At 48.0% G+C, this 14,108-nt stretch carries 13 protein-coding genes; 10 read left to right on the top strand and 3 right to left on the bottom strand.

The genetic code is table 11. The annotated features are described in order from the left end of the window. Position 1: 1 nt before the first annotated feature. Together QUE60_RS02515 and QUE60_RS02510 are read right to left on the bottom strand one after the other, a co-directional pair. On the bottom strand, positions 2–1,312 hold the full coding sequence (locus tag QUE60_RS02515; RefSeq protein WP_286227472.1) for a homoserine dehydrogenase: 1,311 nt from the start codon (positions 1,310–1,312) through the stop codon (positions 2–4). Continuing rightward, positions 1,312–2,568: a pyridoxal phosphate-dependent aminotransferase gene (locus QUE60_RS02510; protein ID WP_286227125.1), complete on the bottom strand. Its 1,257-nt coding sequence runs from the start codon at positions 2,566–2,568 to the stop codon at positions 1,312–1,314. Before QUE60_RS02510 ends, QUE60_RS02515 begins: the two co-directional genes overlap by 1 nt. A gap of 84 nt (positions 2,569–2,652) precedes the next feature. On the opposite strand from QUE60_RS02510, the gene QUE60_RS02505 reads away from it, so the two are divergent. The 10 genes from QUE60_RS02505 (at position 2,653) to QUE60_RS02460 (ending at position 12,700) form a co-directional block, all read left to right on the top strand. After that, on the top strand, positions 2,653–3,030 hold the full coding sequence (locus QUE60_RS02505) for an Mth938-like domain-containing protein (protein ID WP_286227124.1): 378 nt from the start codon (positions 2,653–2,655) through the stop codon (positions 3,028–3,030). A gap of 4 nt (positions 3,031–3,034) precedes the next feature. Beyond that, a complete protein-coding gene (locus QUE60_RS02500; RefSeq protein ID WP_286227123.1) occupies positions 3,035–4,729 on the top strand; it encodes a glycosyltransferase family 39 protein in 1,695 nt (564 codons plus the stop codon). A 4-nt stretch (positions 4,730–4,733) separates the two neighbouring features. Continuing rightward, the gene (locus QUE60_RS02495; RefSeq protein ID WP_286227122.1) at positions 4,734–5,891 is read left to right on the top strand and encodes a DegT/DnrJ/EryC1/StrS family aminotransferase; all 1,158 of its coding nucleotides are present in this window, start codon (positions 4,734–4,736) and stop codon (positions 5,889–5,891) included. Between the two features lie 28 nt (positions 5,892–5,919). Further along, positions 5,920–6,882 carry a glycosyltransferase gene (locus QUE60_RS02490; RefSeq protein ID WP_286227121.1) on the top strand — a complete coding sequence of 321 codons (963 nt, stop codon included), beginning with the start codon at positions 5,920–5,922 and terminating at the stop codon, positions 6,880–6,882. 3 nt (positions 6,883–6,885) lie between these two features. Further along, a complete protein-coding gene (locus QUE60_RS02485; RefSeq protein ID WP_286227120.1) occupies positions 6,886–7,785 on the top strand; it encodes a formyltransferase in 900 nt (299 codons plus the stop codon). Positions 7,786–7,825: 40 nt separating this feature from the next. Next, the gene (locus QUE60_RS02480) at positions 7,826–8,866 is read left to right on the top strand and encodes a bifunctional UDP-4-keto-pentose/UDP-xylose synthase (RefSeq protein ID WP_286227119.1); all 1,041 of its coding nucleotides are present in this window, start codon (positions 7,826–7,828) and stop codon (positions 8,864–8,866) included. An 11-nt stretch (positions 8,867–8,877) separates the two neighbouring features. Beyond that, the gene (locus QUE60_RS02475; RefSeq protein WP_286227118.1) at positions 8,878–9,813 is read left to right on the top strand and encodes a polysaccharide deacetylase family protein; all 936 of its coding nucleotides are present in this window, start codon (positions 8,878–8,880) and stop codon (positions 9,811–9,813) included. A gap of 21 nt (positions 9,814–9,834) precedes the next feature. After that, a complete protein-coding gene (locus tag QUE60_RS02470; protein WP_108508023.1) occupies positions 9,835–10,302 on the top strand; it encodes a peroxiredoxin in 468 nt (155 codons plus the stop codon). 219 nt (positions 10,303–10,521) lie between these two features. Next, positions 10,522–12,186 (top strand): PhoH family protein, encoded by a 1,665-nt coding sequence (locus QUE60_RS02465; protein ID WP_286227117.1) that lies wholly within the window; start codon positions 10,522–10,524, stop codon positions 12,184–12,186. Then, positions 12,167–12,700: a C40 family peptidase gene (locus tag QUE60_RS02460; RefSeq protein ID WP_286227116.1), complete on the top strand. Its 534-nt coding sequence runs from the start codon at positions 12,167–12,169 to the stop codon at positions 12,698–12,700. The genes QUE60_RS02465 and QUE60_RS02460 overlap by 20 nt, the downstream gene beginning before the upstream one ends. Here QUE60_RS02460 and dnaB read toward each other — a convergent pair. Then, positions 12,697–14,100, bottom strand: a complete 1,404-nt coding sequence (gene dnaB, locus QUE60_RS02455) for a replicative DNA helicase (RefSeq protein WP_286227471.1) — start codon at positions 14,098–14,100, stop codon at positions 12,697–12,699. The genes QUE60_RS02460 and dnaB overlap by 4 nt on opposite strands. Between the last annotated feature and the right edge of the window lie 8 nt (positions 14,101–14,108).

The following is a 14,108-nucleotide window of genomic DNA, read 5'->3' as shown; positions in this document are numbered from 1 at the left end:
TCTAGGAAAGATTTTCAAGACGAATCTTCACGATCTCACCAATCACGGTTTTTAGATCTTGCATCTCTAACAAAGCCGCCGTCATATTTTTTTCTTTAGTCTCATGGGTCAGAATCACGAGATCGGTTTGGCTCTCGCCCTCGGCGGCTTCTTTTTGCAAGAGAGCATCAATCGATACGCCGTGAGCAGCCAAAATTCGTGTGATATCGGCCAAAACGCCAGCCTGATCAGCAACTGCTAAGCGCAAGTAATAGCTGGTTGTCACCTCTGCAATTGGGAGGATCGGTGTATTTTGTAGCGCATCTGGCTGAAACGCCAAATGGGGCACCCGATTTTCAGGATCTGCCGTTTGCAAACGCGTCACATCGACCAAATCGGCAATCACGGCAGAGGCTGTTGGCTCTGAACCAGCGCCCTTCCCGTAATAAAGAGTGGTACCTACCGCATCACCAAATACTTGTACCGCATTCATGGCGCCTTCGACGTTAGCCAACAAACGCTTAGCAGGCACCAAAGTTGGATGCACACGTAACTCAATACCACTTGGGGTTTTCTTGGTAATCCCTAAAAGCTTGATGCGGTAGCCCAATTGCTCAGCATACCGAATGTCGGTGGCAGAGAGCTTGGTGATTCCCTCAACATGCGCTTGCGCAAATTGCATCGGTACCCCAAAAGCAATAGCACTCATGATAGTTGCCTTATGGGCCGCATCAATTCCTTCAATATCGAAGGTTGGGTCCGCTTCAGCGTAGCCTAAGCGTTGCGCCTCTTTTAGGACGACATTAAAGTCCAAACCCTTATCGCGCATCTCAGAGAGAATAAAGTTAGTCGTACCGTTAATAATTCCAGCAATCCATTCGATCCGATTGGCACTCAAGCCCTCACGCAAGGCCTTAATAATTGGAATGCCGCCTGCAACCGCAGCTTCAAATGCGACCATCACTCCCTTAGCATGCGCTGCTTTAAAGATCTCATTACCATGTACAGCAATTAATGCTTTATTGGCAGTGACCACATGTTTTCCATGCGCAATGGCTTCAAGCACCAAATCCTTGGCGATCCCATAGCCACCAATCAGCTCGACCACAATATCAATCTCAGGATTCTGAATGACCTTGCGTGCATCGTTGACCACCTCGGCCTGGCCCTGCACTAACTCTTGCGCCCGCAGGGTATTCAAATCCGCCACTGTGTGAATCCGAATGCCGCGCCCTGCGCGCCGCTGTATTTCCTCTTGATTACGAGCGAGAACGGTGAAGACTCCGCTACCAACGGTACCAATACCAAGAAGTCCAACTTGAATAGGTTTCATCATGCTTTTACTGTGGTTGCTGCGACCGAATTGCTTACGTGTTTCATGCGATAGCGCTCAAGAAAGTTCGCAATCCGCTTGATAGCCTCACGCAAGGTATCTTCATGAGGCAAGAAAGTGATCCGGAAATGATCCGGTTTGGGCCAATTAAAACCAGTACCCTGCACCAAAAGAACTTTCTCCTCTTTGAGAAGATCGGCAATGAATTGTTGATCGTCTTTAATCGGATACATCTGTGGATCTAATTTTGGAAATAGATATAAAGCCGCCTTCGGTTTAGCAACACTAACCCCAGGAATCTCGCTCATGAGCTTATAGGCCAGGTCACGTTGACGAGTTAATCGACCATCCTTGGCCACTAGGTCATTAATGCTTTGGTAGCCGCCTAATGCCGTTTGAATCGCATATTGCCCTGGGACATTAGCGCAAAGCCGCATTGAGGACAGCATGTTTAAACCCTCAATGTAATCAGCAACCATTGCCTTATCACCAGACACAACCATCCAGCCAGAACGGTAACCGCAGGAGCGGTAGTTCTTTGATAAACCATTAAACGTAATCGTGACTACGTCGGTCGATAACGATGCCAGAGAAATGTGTTTCTCGCCATCAAAGAGCATTTTGTCGTAGATCTCATCGACAAATAAGATCAAATTATGCTGGCGCGCAACCGCAATGATTTCTAGCAACACTTCTTTGGAATACAAAGCACCGGTTGGATTATTAGGATTGATTACCACAATGGCTTTGGTACGCGGAGTGATTTTGGAGCGCATATCCTCAAGATCGGGCTGCCAATCCTTCGACTCATCGCACAAATAATGATGCGGAGTGCCGCCTGATAATGAAACAGCAGCAGTCCATAGCGGGTAATCAGGTGCCGGCACCAACACTTCATCGCCATTGTTCAAAAGCGCATTCATCGCCAGAACAATTAACTCAGAGGCACCGTTGCCAGTGTAAATATCATCCAAGGTAACACCCTGAATCCCTTTTTCTTGGCAATATTGCATGATGGCTTTACGAGCCGCAAAAATCCCTTTGGAATCCGAGTAAGCGGACGCATTTCCAAGATTACGAATCATATCGAGCTGGATTTCTTCCGGGGGGTCAAAGCCGAAAACGCCGACATTACCAATATTAAGCTTGATAATTTTGTGCCCTTCCTCTTCCATGCGTTGCGCAAGCTCAAGTACAGGGCCACGAATGTCGTAGCAGACGTTATTTAGTTTGTCGGACTTTTGTATGGGTTTCACAATCAGATCTTCTACAGGGTTAAGCCATTGAAATTTAGGGATAATTTGCTAGCTATAATCCCCTAATTATGACAGAGCCTCAGCGTGAAGTTACATTCTGACCCACAATCTAGCCAAAATACGATTACTGGCTACGGAATTGGCTTTATTGAGGTCAACAAAACCCCCTATTCACATGCTCTGATCGTTCAGCCCGATGGCGAAGTGATGGCGTGGCCGGTTGAAGAAAGCCCCGAGCTCACTGAAGATCATTTCTCGATGATTAGTACCTTACAACCCGAGTTAGTGATCGTGGGGACCGGCAAGAAACAGGTATTTCTGAACCCTAAGATTCTACAACCACTGATTAAGGCCAAAATTGGTTTTGAAATGATGGATTCCCAAGCAGCATGTCGCACCTACAACATCTTGATGGGCGAGGGGCGGAAAGTACTTGCCGCAATCATCTTGGAGAAAAATTAATCCGATGCTTGCTGAACGCCAACTCACACCGCTCAATGCAGTTGCATTGCTGATTGTCTTGGTCCTTGCGAGCATATTATGGTTTGCCACCCTGGACTATCGGCATCTGATTCCAACGGATGAAGGTCGTTATGCGCAAATGGCCCGCGAGATGATGGTGAGCGGCGATTACATCACCCCCCGCTATAACGACTACAAATATTTTGAGAAGCCACCACTGCATATTTGGGCTTCAGCAATCACATTTCAACTCTTTGGACTTGGGGAATGGCAAGCACGGTTCTGGAGTGGGCTGACTGGTTATCTGACGATTTTATTGGTTGGATTTACTGCGGCTAAATTATTTGGGCGGGTTACCGGATACCTATCCGCACTTATTCTGCTATCGAGTCCCATGTGGGTCGTCGGCGGGCATTTCAATGCGCTCGATATGGGCTTATCGGCTTTTCTAAATTTGGCCCTATGCTCACTCTTATTAGCTCAACACGCGTATGAGCAACATCGCCCACAATCAGGTCGCCATTGGATGTGGGTTTGCTGGCTTGCAATGGGTCTTGCCACCCTATCAAAAGGACTGATCGGCATTGTGATTCCAGGAATGGTGTTATTTGCATACATCGTGACGCGCTTTGATTGGAAATTGTTTAGTCGCTTACATATTCTCAGTGGATTACTAATTTTTCTAATCGTCACGGCTCCCTGGTTTGTTGCGGTATCGATACAAAATCCGGAATTTCCTCACTTCTTTTTTATTTACGAACATTTTGAGCGCTTTACTGCGACTGCGCATGGGCGCACGGCACCGGCTTACTTTTTCTTGCCATTGGTGGTAGTTGGCTTCTTGCCGTGGATGCCCCAGTTCTTTGGGTCCGCCTGGCAAACCCTCAAGCAATATAGAATCAGATCATTCTCGGCAGAGTGGATGCTGTGGGCATGGTTCGCAGTTATCCTTATTTTCTTCAGTATCTCGCGCTCAAAATTACCGGGCTACATCATGCCGGTCTTTCCAGCCTTGGCTATTTTGGCAGCTAAGTCAATAGCCGATTACTTAGAGTCGCATGCGCATCTTTCCATTGGCTGGCGATTGCAAACCTTATTTTTTGCAATACTCGCGCTCACCGGTTTCTTCTTTTTGTCCGAAATTGGTCGCAATGGTCAGCCCGATGAAGTCGATGCGTATCAGGCTTACACCCTCTGGATTGTTGCCGCTCTGTGCTGCCTATTGGTATTTAGTCTGGTAGCAAGCCTGTTTGCTAAGCGCAATGCGCTACTTAGTATTGCTCTATTTGCTTTTGGCTTTTTCTTAACCGCCACCATTGCTGGGACAGGGCATGAGACTCTTGGTCGCGCCGTGTCTGGCTATGACCTGGCACAAAGGGTGAAATCACAAATCCCGAAGGATGCCAAAATTTATTCGGTTCGTTTACTCGATCACACCGTCCCGTTTTATCTTGAACGCAACACCATCATGGTCGAGTTTACTGATGAGCTGACCTTTGGTGCCAAACAAGAACCCCAAAAATGGATACCGACTCTCAATGAATTTATCATTGTCTGGAACCAAGATCCTAATTCCATCGCACTAATGCGCCCCGATCAATTCGTTGAGCTAGAAGGTCTCGGGCTACCCATGGAGGTACTGGGTCGCGATAGTCGACGGGTTGTGGTTCGACATCCACAAGAGCCTTTGCGACAATAGGTGGATGGAGCAAATGAGCCAGCCATTCATTCCCTTTACCAAGCCAACAATTGATGAAGCCACGATTGCAGCAGTAGCGGATGTGTTGCGCTCCGGCTGGATTACATCCGGCCCAAAGGTTTTAGAGTTTGAAGCGGCCTTGAGCCAGTATTTAGGTGGCGCGACAGTTCGTTGCTTTGCGAATGGAACGGCCACCATGAAAATCGCCCTTCAAGTTGCTGGGATTGGTCCAGGCGACGAGGTGATCACAACTCCAATTTCGTGGGTAGCAACATCCAATGTGATCTTGGCTGTGGGCGCGAAGCCTGTTTTTGTTGATATTGATCCAAAGACCCGTAATTTAGATCTTCGTCAAGTTAGCTCTGCCATTAATGCCAAAACCAAAGCTATCATGCCGGTATATTTGGCTGGATTACCTCTCGATATTGATGCGCTATACGCGATTGCAGAACATCATCAATTGCGCGTGATTGAGGATGCCGCGCAAGCACTCGGATCCTCGTGGAATGGATTGCGAATTGGCACAAAAGGTCGGCACGATTTAGTCAGTTTTAGTTTTCAGGCAAATAAAAATCTAACCACCATCGAAGGTGGTTGCTTGGTTTTTAACACCGAGCGCTTTGGTGAACATCAAGTGAGTCTGGCCGAGAAATTGCGGCTGCAAGGATTGGTGCGTCATGGTCCTGATGGTATGGAGGTCGATGTTCTGGGTGGCAAAGACAACCTGACCGATGTCAATGCTGTTATTGGTCTTCATCAATTAAAACAATTGGATCGCTTTCAAGAGCAACGCGTCGCTCTCGCCCGTCATTATTTTGATCAGTTCGAACAATCGGGTTTGAGCAAAATGGGTTTAGGTCTACCAATCGCCGATTTTGCAAATAGTAATTGGCATATGTTCCAGGTCGTACTACCCTTGGAGCGCTTGAGCCAATCACGCAGCCAAATCATGCTTGCCTTAAAAGAACGCGGTATTGGTACTGGGGTGCATTACCCAATCATTACCAGCTTTGCACTGTATCGTGAGCATGGGTACTCGGAGCAGGCAACCCCAGTGGCTAATATGATTGGTCAGTCCATCTTGACTCTGCCGCTTTTCCCCACCATGACCAATACTGATGTTGATCGCGTAGTCAAGGCACTACAAGAGGTTTTAGCGTAAACGCCTCTAGATCAGGCAAAATGTGGTCATGAATAGTTTTGCTCATCCACGTTTAAGTGTCGTGATCCCGGTATACAACGAAGAAGAGGGATTACAGGCCCTATTTGATCGCCTATACCCTGCGCTTGATCATGTTGCGGGTCAGTATGCACTTAGCTACGAACTTCTGTTTATTAACGATGGCAGTAAAGATCGGTCTGCTGCCATGCTCGCGATGCAATATGAAAAGCGGCCTGATGTAACGCGTGTGGTCTTATTCGCAAATAACTTTGGCCAACACATGGCAATCATGGCTGGTTTTGAATATTCACGTGGTGAATACATCATTACCTTGGATGCGGATCTACAAAATCCTCCGGAAGAGATTGGCAAAATCGTGCGCCAACTCGAAGAAGGACATGACTATGTTGGTACGATTCGAGAAAATCGCCAAGATTCCTGGTTCCGAAAGACGGCTTCGCGTGCCATGAATCGATTACGCGATAAGCTCACCCGTATCACCATGACCGATCAAGGCTGCATGATGCGCGGCTACCATCGCCGCATCATCGATTTAGTTCGGCAGTGTGAAGAAGCGAATACCTTTATTCCAGCCTTGGCGTACACCTTCGCTAACAATCCGACTGAAATTACTGTCAAGCATGAAGAACGGTTTGCTGGAGAATCGAAATACAGCCTGTATCAATTGATTCGTCTTAATTTTGATTTGGTCACCGGCTTTTCAGTGATGCCGTTGCAACTCTTTTCAATTCTAGGCATGCTACTAGCGGGGGCAGCAGGCTCACTATTCCTCTTGCTTTTAATCCGTCGCTTTGTATTGGGCGCTGAAGTTGAGGGTGTATTCACACTCTTTGCACTAACCTTCTTTTTAATTGGCGTCATGCTATTTGGCCTCGGTCTCCTCGGGGAATACATCGGCAGGATTTACCAACAGGTTCGTCAACGGCCTCGCTATATGGTCAGCGCGGTCTTAGAGCAATCTAAATCGTAAATCTTGAATCAAACACCTAAGCGCGCAGTTGTTTTTGCTTACCATGATGTTGGTGTTGCTTGTTTGCAAGCCTTAATTGATGCAGGTATGCAAGTTGATCTAGTCATCACCCATGCCGATGACCCCAATGAGAGGATTTGGTTTGGCAACGTTCAAAAACTTTGTGAACAGCGGGGTTTACCGTGTCGAATCGTGCAACAGAATGAATTATTAACCTTGCTCCCCGAGATTAAGGCGATTGCACCCGACTATCTCTTTTCTTTTTATTACCGCTTTATGTTACCCACAGAGCTACTTGAGACCGCAACCATTACGGCTCTGAATATGCATGGCTCACTCTTACCGAAGTACCGCGGCCGCGCTCCTGTGAACTGGGCTGTGTTGCATGGCGAGACTGAAACGGGGGCAACTCTGCACGTCATGGAAGCAAAACCCGATGCCGGAGATATTGTGGGACAAGTGGCTGTTCCCATTGAAATTCATGAGACAGGCAAAGAGGTGTTTGATAAGGTCAGTCAAGCCGCAAAACAGGTAATGGAGAAGGTATTACCCCAGCTCATGCAAGGAAACCTGCCTCGACACGCCAATCGCTTGACAGAAGGTTCTTACTTTGGGGGGCGTAAACCCGAAGATGGTCGCATTGATTGGACCAAGTCAGCCATGTCGATTTACAACCTGATTCGAGCGGTGGCGCCGCCCTACCCTGGTGCCTTTACCGAATTGAGTGGAGAAAAAGTGATTCTTAGCAAAAGCTCCCTACCACTGGAACCTAGCGTAGACCTACCCCCCTCAATCGCAGCATTCCTCAAAAAATCTGGGTTGGGGATGCATCTCGTCGATAATCGTTACTTTGGCCTATGCGGCGATGGCAAGGTTCTTGAGCTATTTTTAGCACAAGAGTAGTCGGTCGTTGGCTTTTGAAGTTCATCAAGGGAATGGTGTTATGAAAAAGATTTTGATTTTGGGTGTGAACGGATTTATTGGCCATCACCTCTCAAAGCGCATATTGGAGACCACGTCGTGGGAGGTCTACGGCATGGATATGCAAAACGACCGGATTGGCGATCTTCTCAACCACCCTCGCATGCATTTCTTTGAGGGTGATATCACCATTAATCGTGAATGGGTGGAGTATCACGTTCGCAAGTGCGATGTGATCCTGCCGCTCGTTGCAATTGCCACACCAGCAACTTACGTTCAACAACCACTGCGTGTATTCGAGCTTGACTTTGAAGCCAATCTTCCCATCGTGCGCTCGGCAGTGAAGTATGGCAAGCACCTCGTCTTCCCGTCAACCTCCGAGGTCTACGGCATGTGCACAGATGCGGAATTTGATCCAGCCTCATCCAATTTGGTTTATGGCCCCATCAATAAGCCGCGCTGGATTTATGCCTGCGCCAAGCAATTGATGGATCGAGTCATCTGGGGCTATGGCATGGAAGGTCTGCGCTTTACTTTATTTAGACCATTTAACTGGATTGGCCCTGGTTTAGATAGTATTTACACGCCCAAGGAGGGTTCCTCGCGGGTGGTCACCCAGTTCCTGGGCCATATTGTGCGTGGTGAGCCGATTAATCTTGTCGATGGGGGCTCGCAAAAGCGTGCCTTTACATACATTGACGATGGCATTGATGCTCTGATGCGTATCATCACCAATGAAGGTGATATTGCCAATGGCAAGATCTATAACGTGGGTAACCCTAAAAATAATTACTCCGTCAAAGAGTTGGCTACCATGATGCTTGCGATTGCCAAGCAAATTCCGGAGTATGCGGTCACAGCTGATCGAGTCCAATTGGTAGAAACAACCTCCAAAAACTACTATGGTGCTGGATATCAAGATGTTCAAAATCGAGTTCCTGCCATCGAAAATACGATGACAGAGCTAGGCTGGAAACCTACTATTGCGATGAACGATGCACTAAGCAAGATATTTGAAGCCTATCGCCATGATGTCGATAAAGCACGACATCTGGTTGAATAGTACTGAGTCCCATGGCAAAAATTGCACTGAAAGTTGATGTTGATACCTTACTTGGAACCCAAGTTGGAACTCCAAATCTAGCTAAGCTTTTTGCAGAGCTCGGTATTCAAGCGACTTTTTTATTTAGTCTTGGGCCCGACCATACAGGTTGGGCATTAAAACGAGTTTTTCGGCCAGGTTTTCTGAAAAAAGTATCGCGCACTTCGGTGGTAGAGCACTACGGCATCAAAACCCTTTTATACGGGGTTCTCCTACCAGCGCCTGACATTGGCAAAACTGCTGCACATGAAATGCGCGCCGTTGATGAGGCCGGTCATGAAACCGGGATCCATACCTGGGATCACGTCTATTGGCAAGATCATGTGTATCAACGTGATGCAGCTTGGACTCGAATCCAAATGCAAAAAGCCTATGATCGTTTTTGTGAGATATTCAAACACCCTCCGCTAACGCATGGTGCTGCGGGCTGGCAAATGAATGAAGCGGCTCTGATGCAACTGGACAATTGGGGTATGCAATACGCCTCTGATGGGCGCTCTGAGCCCAATCTTGCGCCTTACCGTATTCAATTTAGCAAAGAGCGAAGTAAGCATATTCAGTACCCCACCACACTCCCAACTTTTGATGAACTCATTGGAGTGGATGGACGGGATGCCTTTGGAGCGGCCCAGGCAATTCTTGGGCTCACTCAAAGTAATCCGAATGATCAAGTCTTTACCCTGCACGCTGAGTTAGAAGGACAAAAGTTGCTGCCTGCCTTCAAAGCATTACTCCAGGGGTGGATGATGCAAGGGCACGAACTAGTTACGATGGGTCAGTTGCACAAATCTTGGCTGGCAACTGGGCAACTCGATAAAATAGCGACTGAGCCATTTCAGTATGGCAGTATTGCCAATCGCAGCGGTGAACTGATGATCCAAATGCGCCATGCAACTAATTTCACATAACCATTGACGAGGGGAATTACGATGACGATTAAGATTGGGCAGACGATGCCAATGTGTGAGATTCCAGCAACATCAAACCTCACCTTCTCGCCAAAAGCATACCAAGGCAAAAAACTAGTGCTCTATTTTTATCCTAAAGATTCAACACCGGGATGCACGGTTGAAGCAGGAGAGTTTCGGGATCACATTGATGCATTTAATCAAGCCAATGCTTTGGTGGTTGGGGTGTCCCGGGATAATTTGCGCTCGCATGAGAACTTTCGCCAAAAATTAGGTCTACCTTTTGAATTGGTTGCCGATACCGAAGAAAAACTGTGCACGATCTTTAATGTCATCAAAATGAAAAATATGTACGGCAAACAAGTTCGTGGCGTTGACCGCAGCACCTTCCTATTTGATAGCAAAGGCGTTCTCCAAAAGGAGTGGCGAGGTATTAAGGTTGCGGGTCATGTTGCCGAAGTGCTCGCTGCCGCCAAGGCCATGTCCTAGGGATTTATACGGTACTTGCAAAGACATCAATTTGGGTTACAGTATGGCTATATGCACCGTAAGCGATGGATGCCATTAAACCCGCATCGGGGTCTATCTAGACCACGATGGGATACCGGCCCCCTTCTAAATCGTGCATATCACCCCGCCCTCTGCGTCACCCCTCAAAACCGCCTTTCGCTCTTCGTAGGCGGTTTTTTCATTTAGGAGAAGTCTCGCATGCCATTGCCTCCACTGCCCACCCAAATTGCCGATCAAGTCAATTTAAGTCGTCAGAAAACGCCGGATCTCAAAAATCCCCCCAAGAAGGTAAAAAAAGCACATGCGCCAAGCTGGGCCCAAGAGGTAGAACCCAATATTGATATGGACGATGATCTATCAGCTGCGGAGGCGGCATTAGAACAGATTAAGACCACTGCTCCAGCCCAACACCTGGAAAAGCAACTGGACTCTAAGCCAGAGCGGCCAAAGCGCACAGTGCGAACAGGTCCACCGAGTCTTTTTGTCTTAGATACCAATGTATTAATGCATGATCCGTCCTCACTCTTTCGGTTTGAGGAGCACGATTTGTATCTCCCCATGACAACCCTTGAAGAACTCGACAACCATAAAAAGGGAATGAGTGAGGTTGCACGTAATGCGCGTATGGTGAGTCGCTCGCTTGATCAACTCATTGCAGGTACCAGCGGTCAGCTTGACGAAGGAATTCCGCTAAATAAATTGGGTAACCAAGATGCTACCGGGAGGTTGTTTTTCCAGACCCAGTTTTCCACCGCTCCTCTACCCGAGGGGTTGCCCGAGGGTAAAGGCGATAACCTAATTTTAGGGGTGGTTCGTGATCTGCAAAAAGCCAAACCTCACCAAGAAGTGGTTTTGGTATCGAAAGATATCAATATGCGGATCAAAGCCCGAGCTCTGGGGCTTCCGGCCGAAGATTACTTCAATGATCAGGTCTTAGAAGATCGAGATTTAATGTACTCGGGTGTGATGGCACTCCCGAGTGACTTTTGGCCTAAGCATGGCAAGGCCATGGAGAGTTGGGCGGATAGCAAGAGCGGCACGATGTTTTATCGGGTTACTGGCCCGCTGGTGCCCAGCATGCTCGTCAATCAATTTGTTTATCAAGAAAATCTAGACGGTACAACGCCCTTTTATGCCATGGTTCGCGAAATCAATGGCAAGACTGCTTTGCTTCAAACTCTGAAGGATTATTCCCATCAGAAAAATAATGTGTGGAGCATCACTGCGCGTAATCGCGAGCAGAACTTTGCCATGAACCTCCTCATGAATCCAGACATTGATTTTGTAACCCTGCTTGGTCAAGCTGGTACCGGCAAAACCTTACTTGCCCTTGCTGCCGGTCTTGAGCAAGTATTGGATAGTAAACGCTATAACGAGATCATCATTACTCGAGCAACCGTTCCGGTCGGTGAAGATATTGGATTTTTACCAGGCACGGAAGAAGAAAAAATGCAGCCCTGGATGGGCGCTTTTGACGACAACTTAGAGGTTTTGCATCGAAGTGACGACACTGCAGGAGAATGGGGTCGTGCTGCTACTCAAGAACTTATCCGTTCTCGGATTAAGGTTAAAAGCATGAACTTCATGCGAGGTCGCACGTTTGTGAGTAAATTTCTGATTATTGATGAAGCGCAGAACTTAACACCTAAACAGATGAAAACGCTTGTTACACGAGCCGGCCCTGGAACCAAAATCGTATGCCTTGGGAATATCGCCCAAATCGATACCCCTTATCTTACTGAGGGCTCATCCGGCCTTACCTATGTGGTCGATCGTTTTAAAGGTTGGCGTCACAGCGGTCATATCACTTTGGCTCGTGGCGAACGTTCGCGACTAGCCGATCATGCTGCTGAAGCCCTGTAATAAAAATTTACTTCGTACTGCCATGGTTGCACTGAGTATATTGATACTCAGTGCTTGCTCAACCACCCCAACTCATAAATCTGGGGGGGTTGTTAGTAACCCGCGTATTGCCCACTTTAAAAACGATACAAGCGCCGGTAATGAGGGTATTTCGATCGCTGCAATGGGTTTAGTAGGAGTGCCTTATCGCTATGGCGGCAATACCCCAGCCGGCGGTTTTGATTGCAGCGGCTTAATTGCTTATGTTTATCAGAATAGCTCAGGCATCAAGCTACCAAGAACGATTCAGCAAATGAGTAATGTCGGTACCGGCATTGGTCAACAGCCCCCAGCTCCAGGGGATTTAGTGTTTTTTAATACCACCGGTGAGCGCTACTCTCATGCTGGAATTTATGTCGGCCAAGGTCGTTTTGTGCATGCGCCTAGCGCAGGTGGCACAGTGCGTCTTGAACGCATTGATTCGCCGTACTGGGCAGCGCGTTATACCGAGGCCCGTCGGATTACGAGTAATTAAAAGGGGCTAAACCCACCGCCATACGAAGGCGTATTGGGGGCCAAGTTATCGAACTTAGTGAACTGTCCTTGCCAACTCAGGCGGACCGTACCAATTGGACCATTACGTTGCTTGCCAATAATAACTTCGGCAACACCTTTATCAGTGGTGGTATCCGGGTGATACACCTCATCACGATAAATAAACAGAATTAAATCAGCGTCTTGCTCAATGGCTCCAGATTCACGCAGATCAGACATGACAGGTCGTTTATTAGGACGTTGCTCAAGACCACGATTGAGCTGAGATAAAGCGACCACTGGGCACTGCAACTCTTTCGCCAGAGACTTTAAGGACCGTGAGATCTCAGAGATTTCGGTGGCTCTATTTTCTCCGCCGCCACCCGCGCTACCACTCATTAATTGCAGGTAGTCGACCACAACCATTCCTAGGGTGCCGCCATAATTGCGCGCAATGCGACGAGCTCGGGCGCGCAACTCGAGACAGGTTAGGGAGCCGGTCTCATCAATGAGGATTTGGGTATTACTTAGTCGCGCAATCGCATCAGTGACTCGTGGCCACTCATCATCGTTTAACTTACCAGTCCGCATCCGACTCTGATCAACTCGCCCAACCGATCCGAGTAAACGAGTTGCCAGTTGCGCTCCAGACATCTCCATCGAAAACACAACGACCGGAAGACCTTCATGCAAGGCCACATTCTCAGCAAAATTTAGGGCTAACGCCGTCTTACCCATCGAGGGTCTGCCAGCCACAATCACTAGATCCCCTTTTTGCAGACCACTGGTTTGTTTATCGAGATCAATAAAACCGGTTGCGATTCCAGTAATATCGCTCCCGCCATCGCGGTTATATAACTCATCAATGCGCGCAACCACAGCCTTTAAGAGAGGTTCGATTTCGAGGTAATCCGCTTTGCGACTACCCTCTTCACCAATTTGTAGAATGCGTGATTCCGCTTCGTCCAGCAAGGTACGAACCGATCGGCCCTCAGGCATGAATGCCGTATTAACAATACTGTCTGAGACCTCAATCAAGCGCCGCAAGATACTGCGATCACGAATGATTTCTGCATAGCCTTTGATATTGGCCGCACTTGGGGTGTTTTGCGCTAAGGAATTTAAATAATCGATGCCGATGAGATCCGCTTCAGGCTCATTCTTGATCGCATCAAACACAGTGATCACGTCAGCCGGTCGGTTATCGCCGATTAAACGCTCGATGACCCGATAAATCAGGGCATGCTCGCTACGATAAAAATCCCGCTCGGAGAGGATACCGCCTAAACGATCCCATGCGGTGTTATCCAAAAGCAAACCGCCGAGAACCGATTGCTCAGCCTCGACGGAATGGGGTGGGACTTTGAGAGCCTGCACAACCGCATCACCAGGCCCAGGCATGCCTGGGT

This window comes from Polynucleobacter sp. HIN11 (genome assembly GCF_030297675.1).
GTDB lineage: Bacteria > Pseudomonadota > Gammaproteobacteria > Burkholderiales > Burkholderiaceae > Polynucleobacter.
The sequence above is the reverse complement of the archived record's forward strand: the minus strand, read 5'-3'. Positions and strand labels throughout refer to the sequence as shown.

Bases quoted from the DNA above. Each gene is read 5' to 3' on its own strand.
- QUE60_RS02500 (WP_286227123.1), top strand. From the start codon at position 3,035: ATGCTTGCTGAACGCCAACTCACACCGCTCAATGCAGTTGCATTGCTG.
- QUE60_RS02495 (WP_286227122.1), top strand. From the start codon at position 4,734: ATGGAGCAAATGAGCCAGCCATTCATTCCCTTTACCAAGCCAACAATT.
- dnaB (WP_286227471.1), bottom strand. From the start codon at position 14,100: ATGCCTGGGCCTGGTGATGCGGTTGTGCAGGCTCTCAAAGTCCCACCC.
- QUE60_RS02470 (WP_108508023.1), top strand. From the start codon at position 9,835: ATGACGATTAAGATTGGGCAGACGATGCCAATGTGTGAGATTCCAGCA.
- QUE60_RS02465 (WP_286227117.1), top strand. From the start codon at position 10,522: ATGCCATTGCCTCCACTGCCCACCCAAATTGCCGATCAAGTCAATTTA.
- QUE60_RS02515 (WP_286227472.1), bottom strand. From the start codon at position 1,312: ATGAAACCTATTCAAGTTGGACTTCTTGGTATTGGTACCGTTGGTAGC.
- QUE60_RS02460 (WP_286227116.1), top strand. From the start codon at position 12,167: ATGCTGCTGAAGCCCTGTAATAAAAATTTACTTCGTACTGCCATGGTT.
- QUE60_RS02490 (WP_286227121.1), top strand. From the start codon at position 5,920: ATGAATAGTTTTGCTCATCCACGTTTAAGTGTCGTGATCCCGGTATAC.
- QUE60_RS02480 (WP_286227119.1), top strand. From the start codon at position 7,826: ATGAAAAAGATTTTGATTTTGGGTGTGAACGGATTTATTGGCCATCAC.
- QUE60_RS02475 (WP_286227118.1), top strand. From the start codon at position 8,878: ATGGCAAAAATTGCACTGAAAGTTGATGTTGATACCTTACTTGGAACC.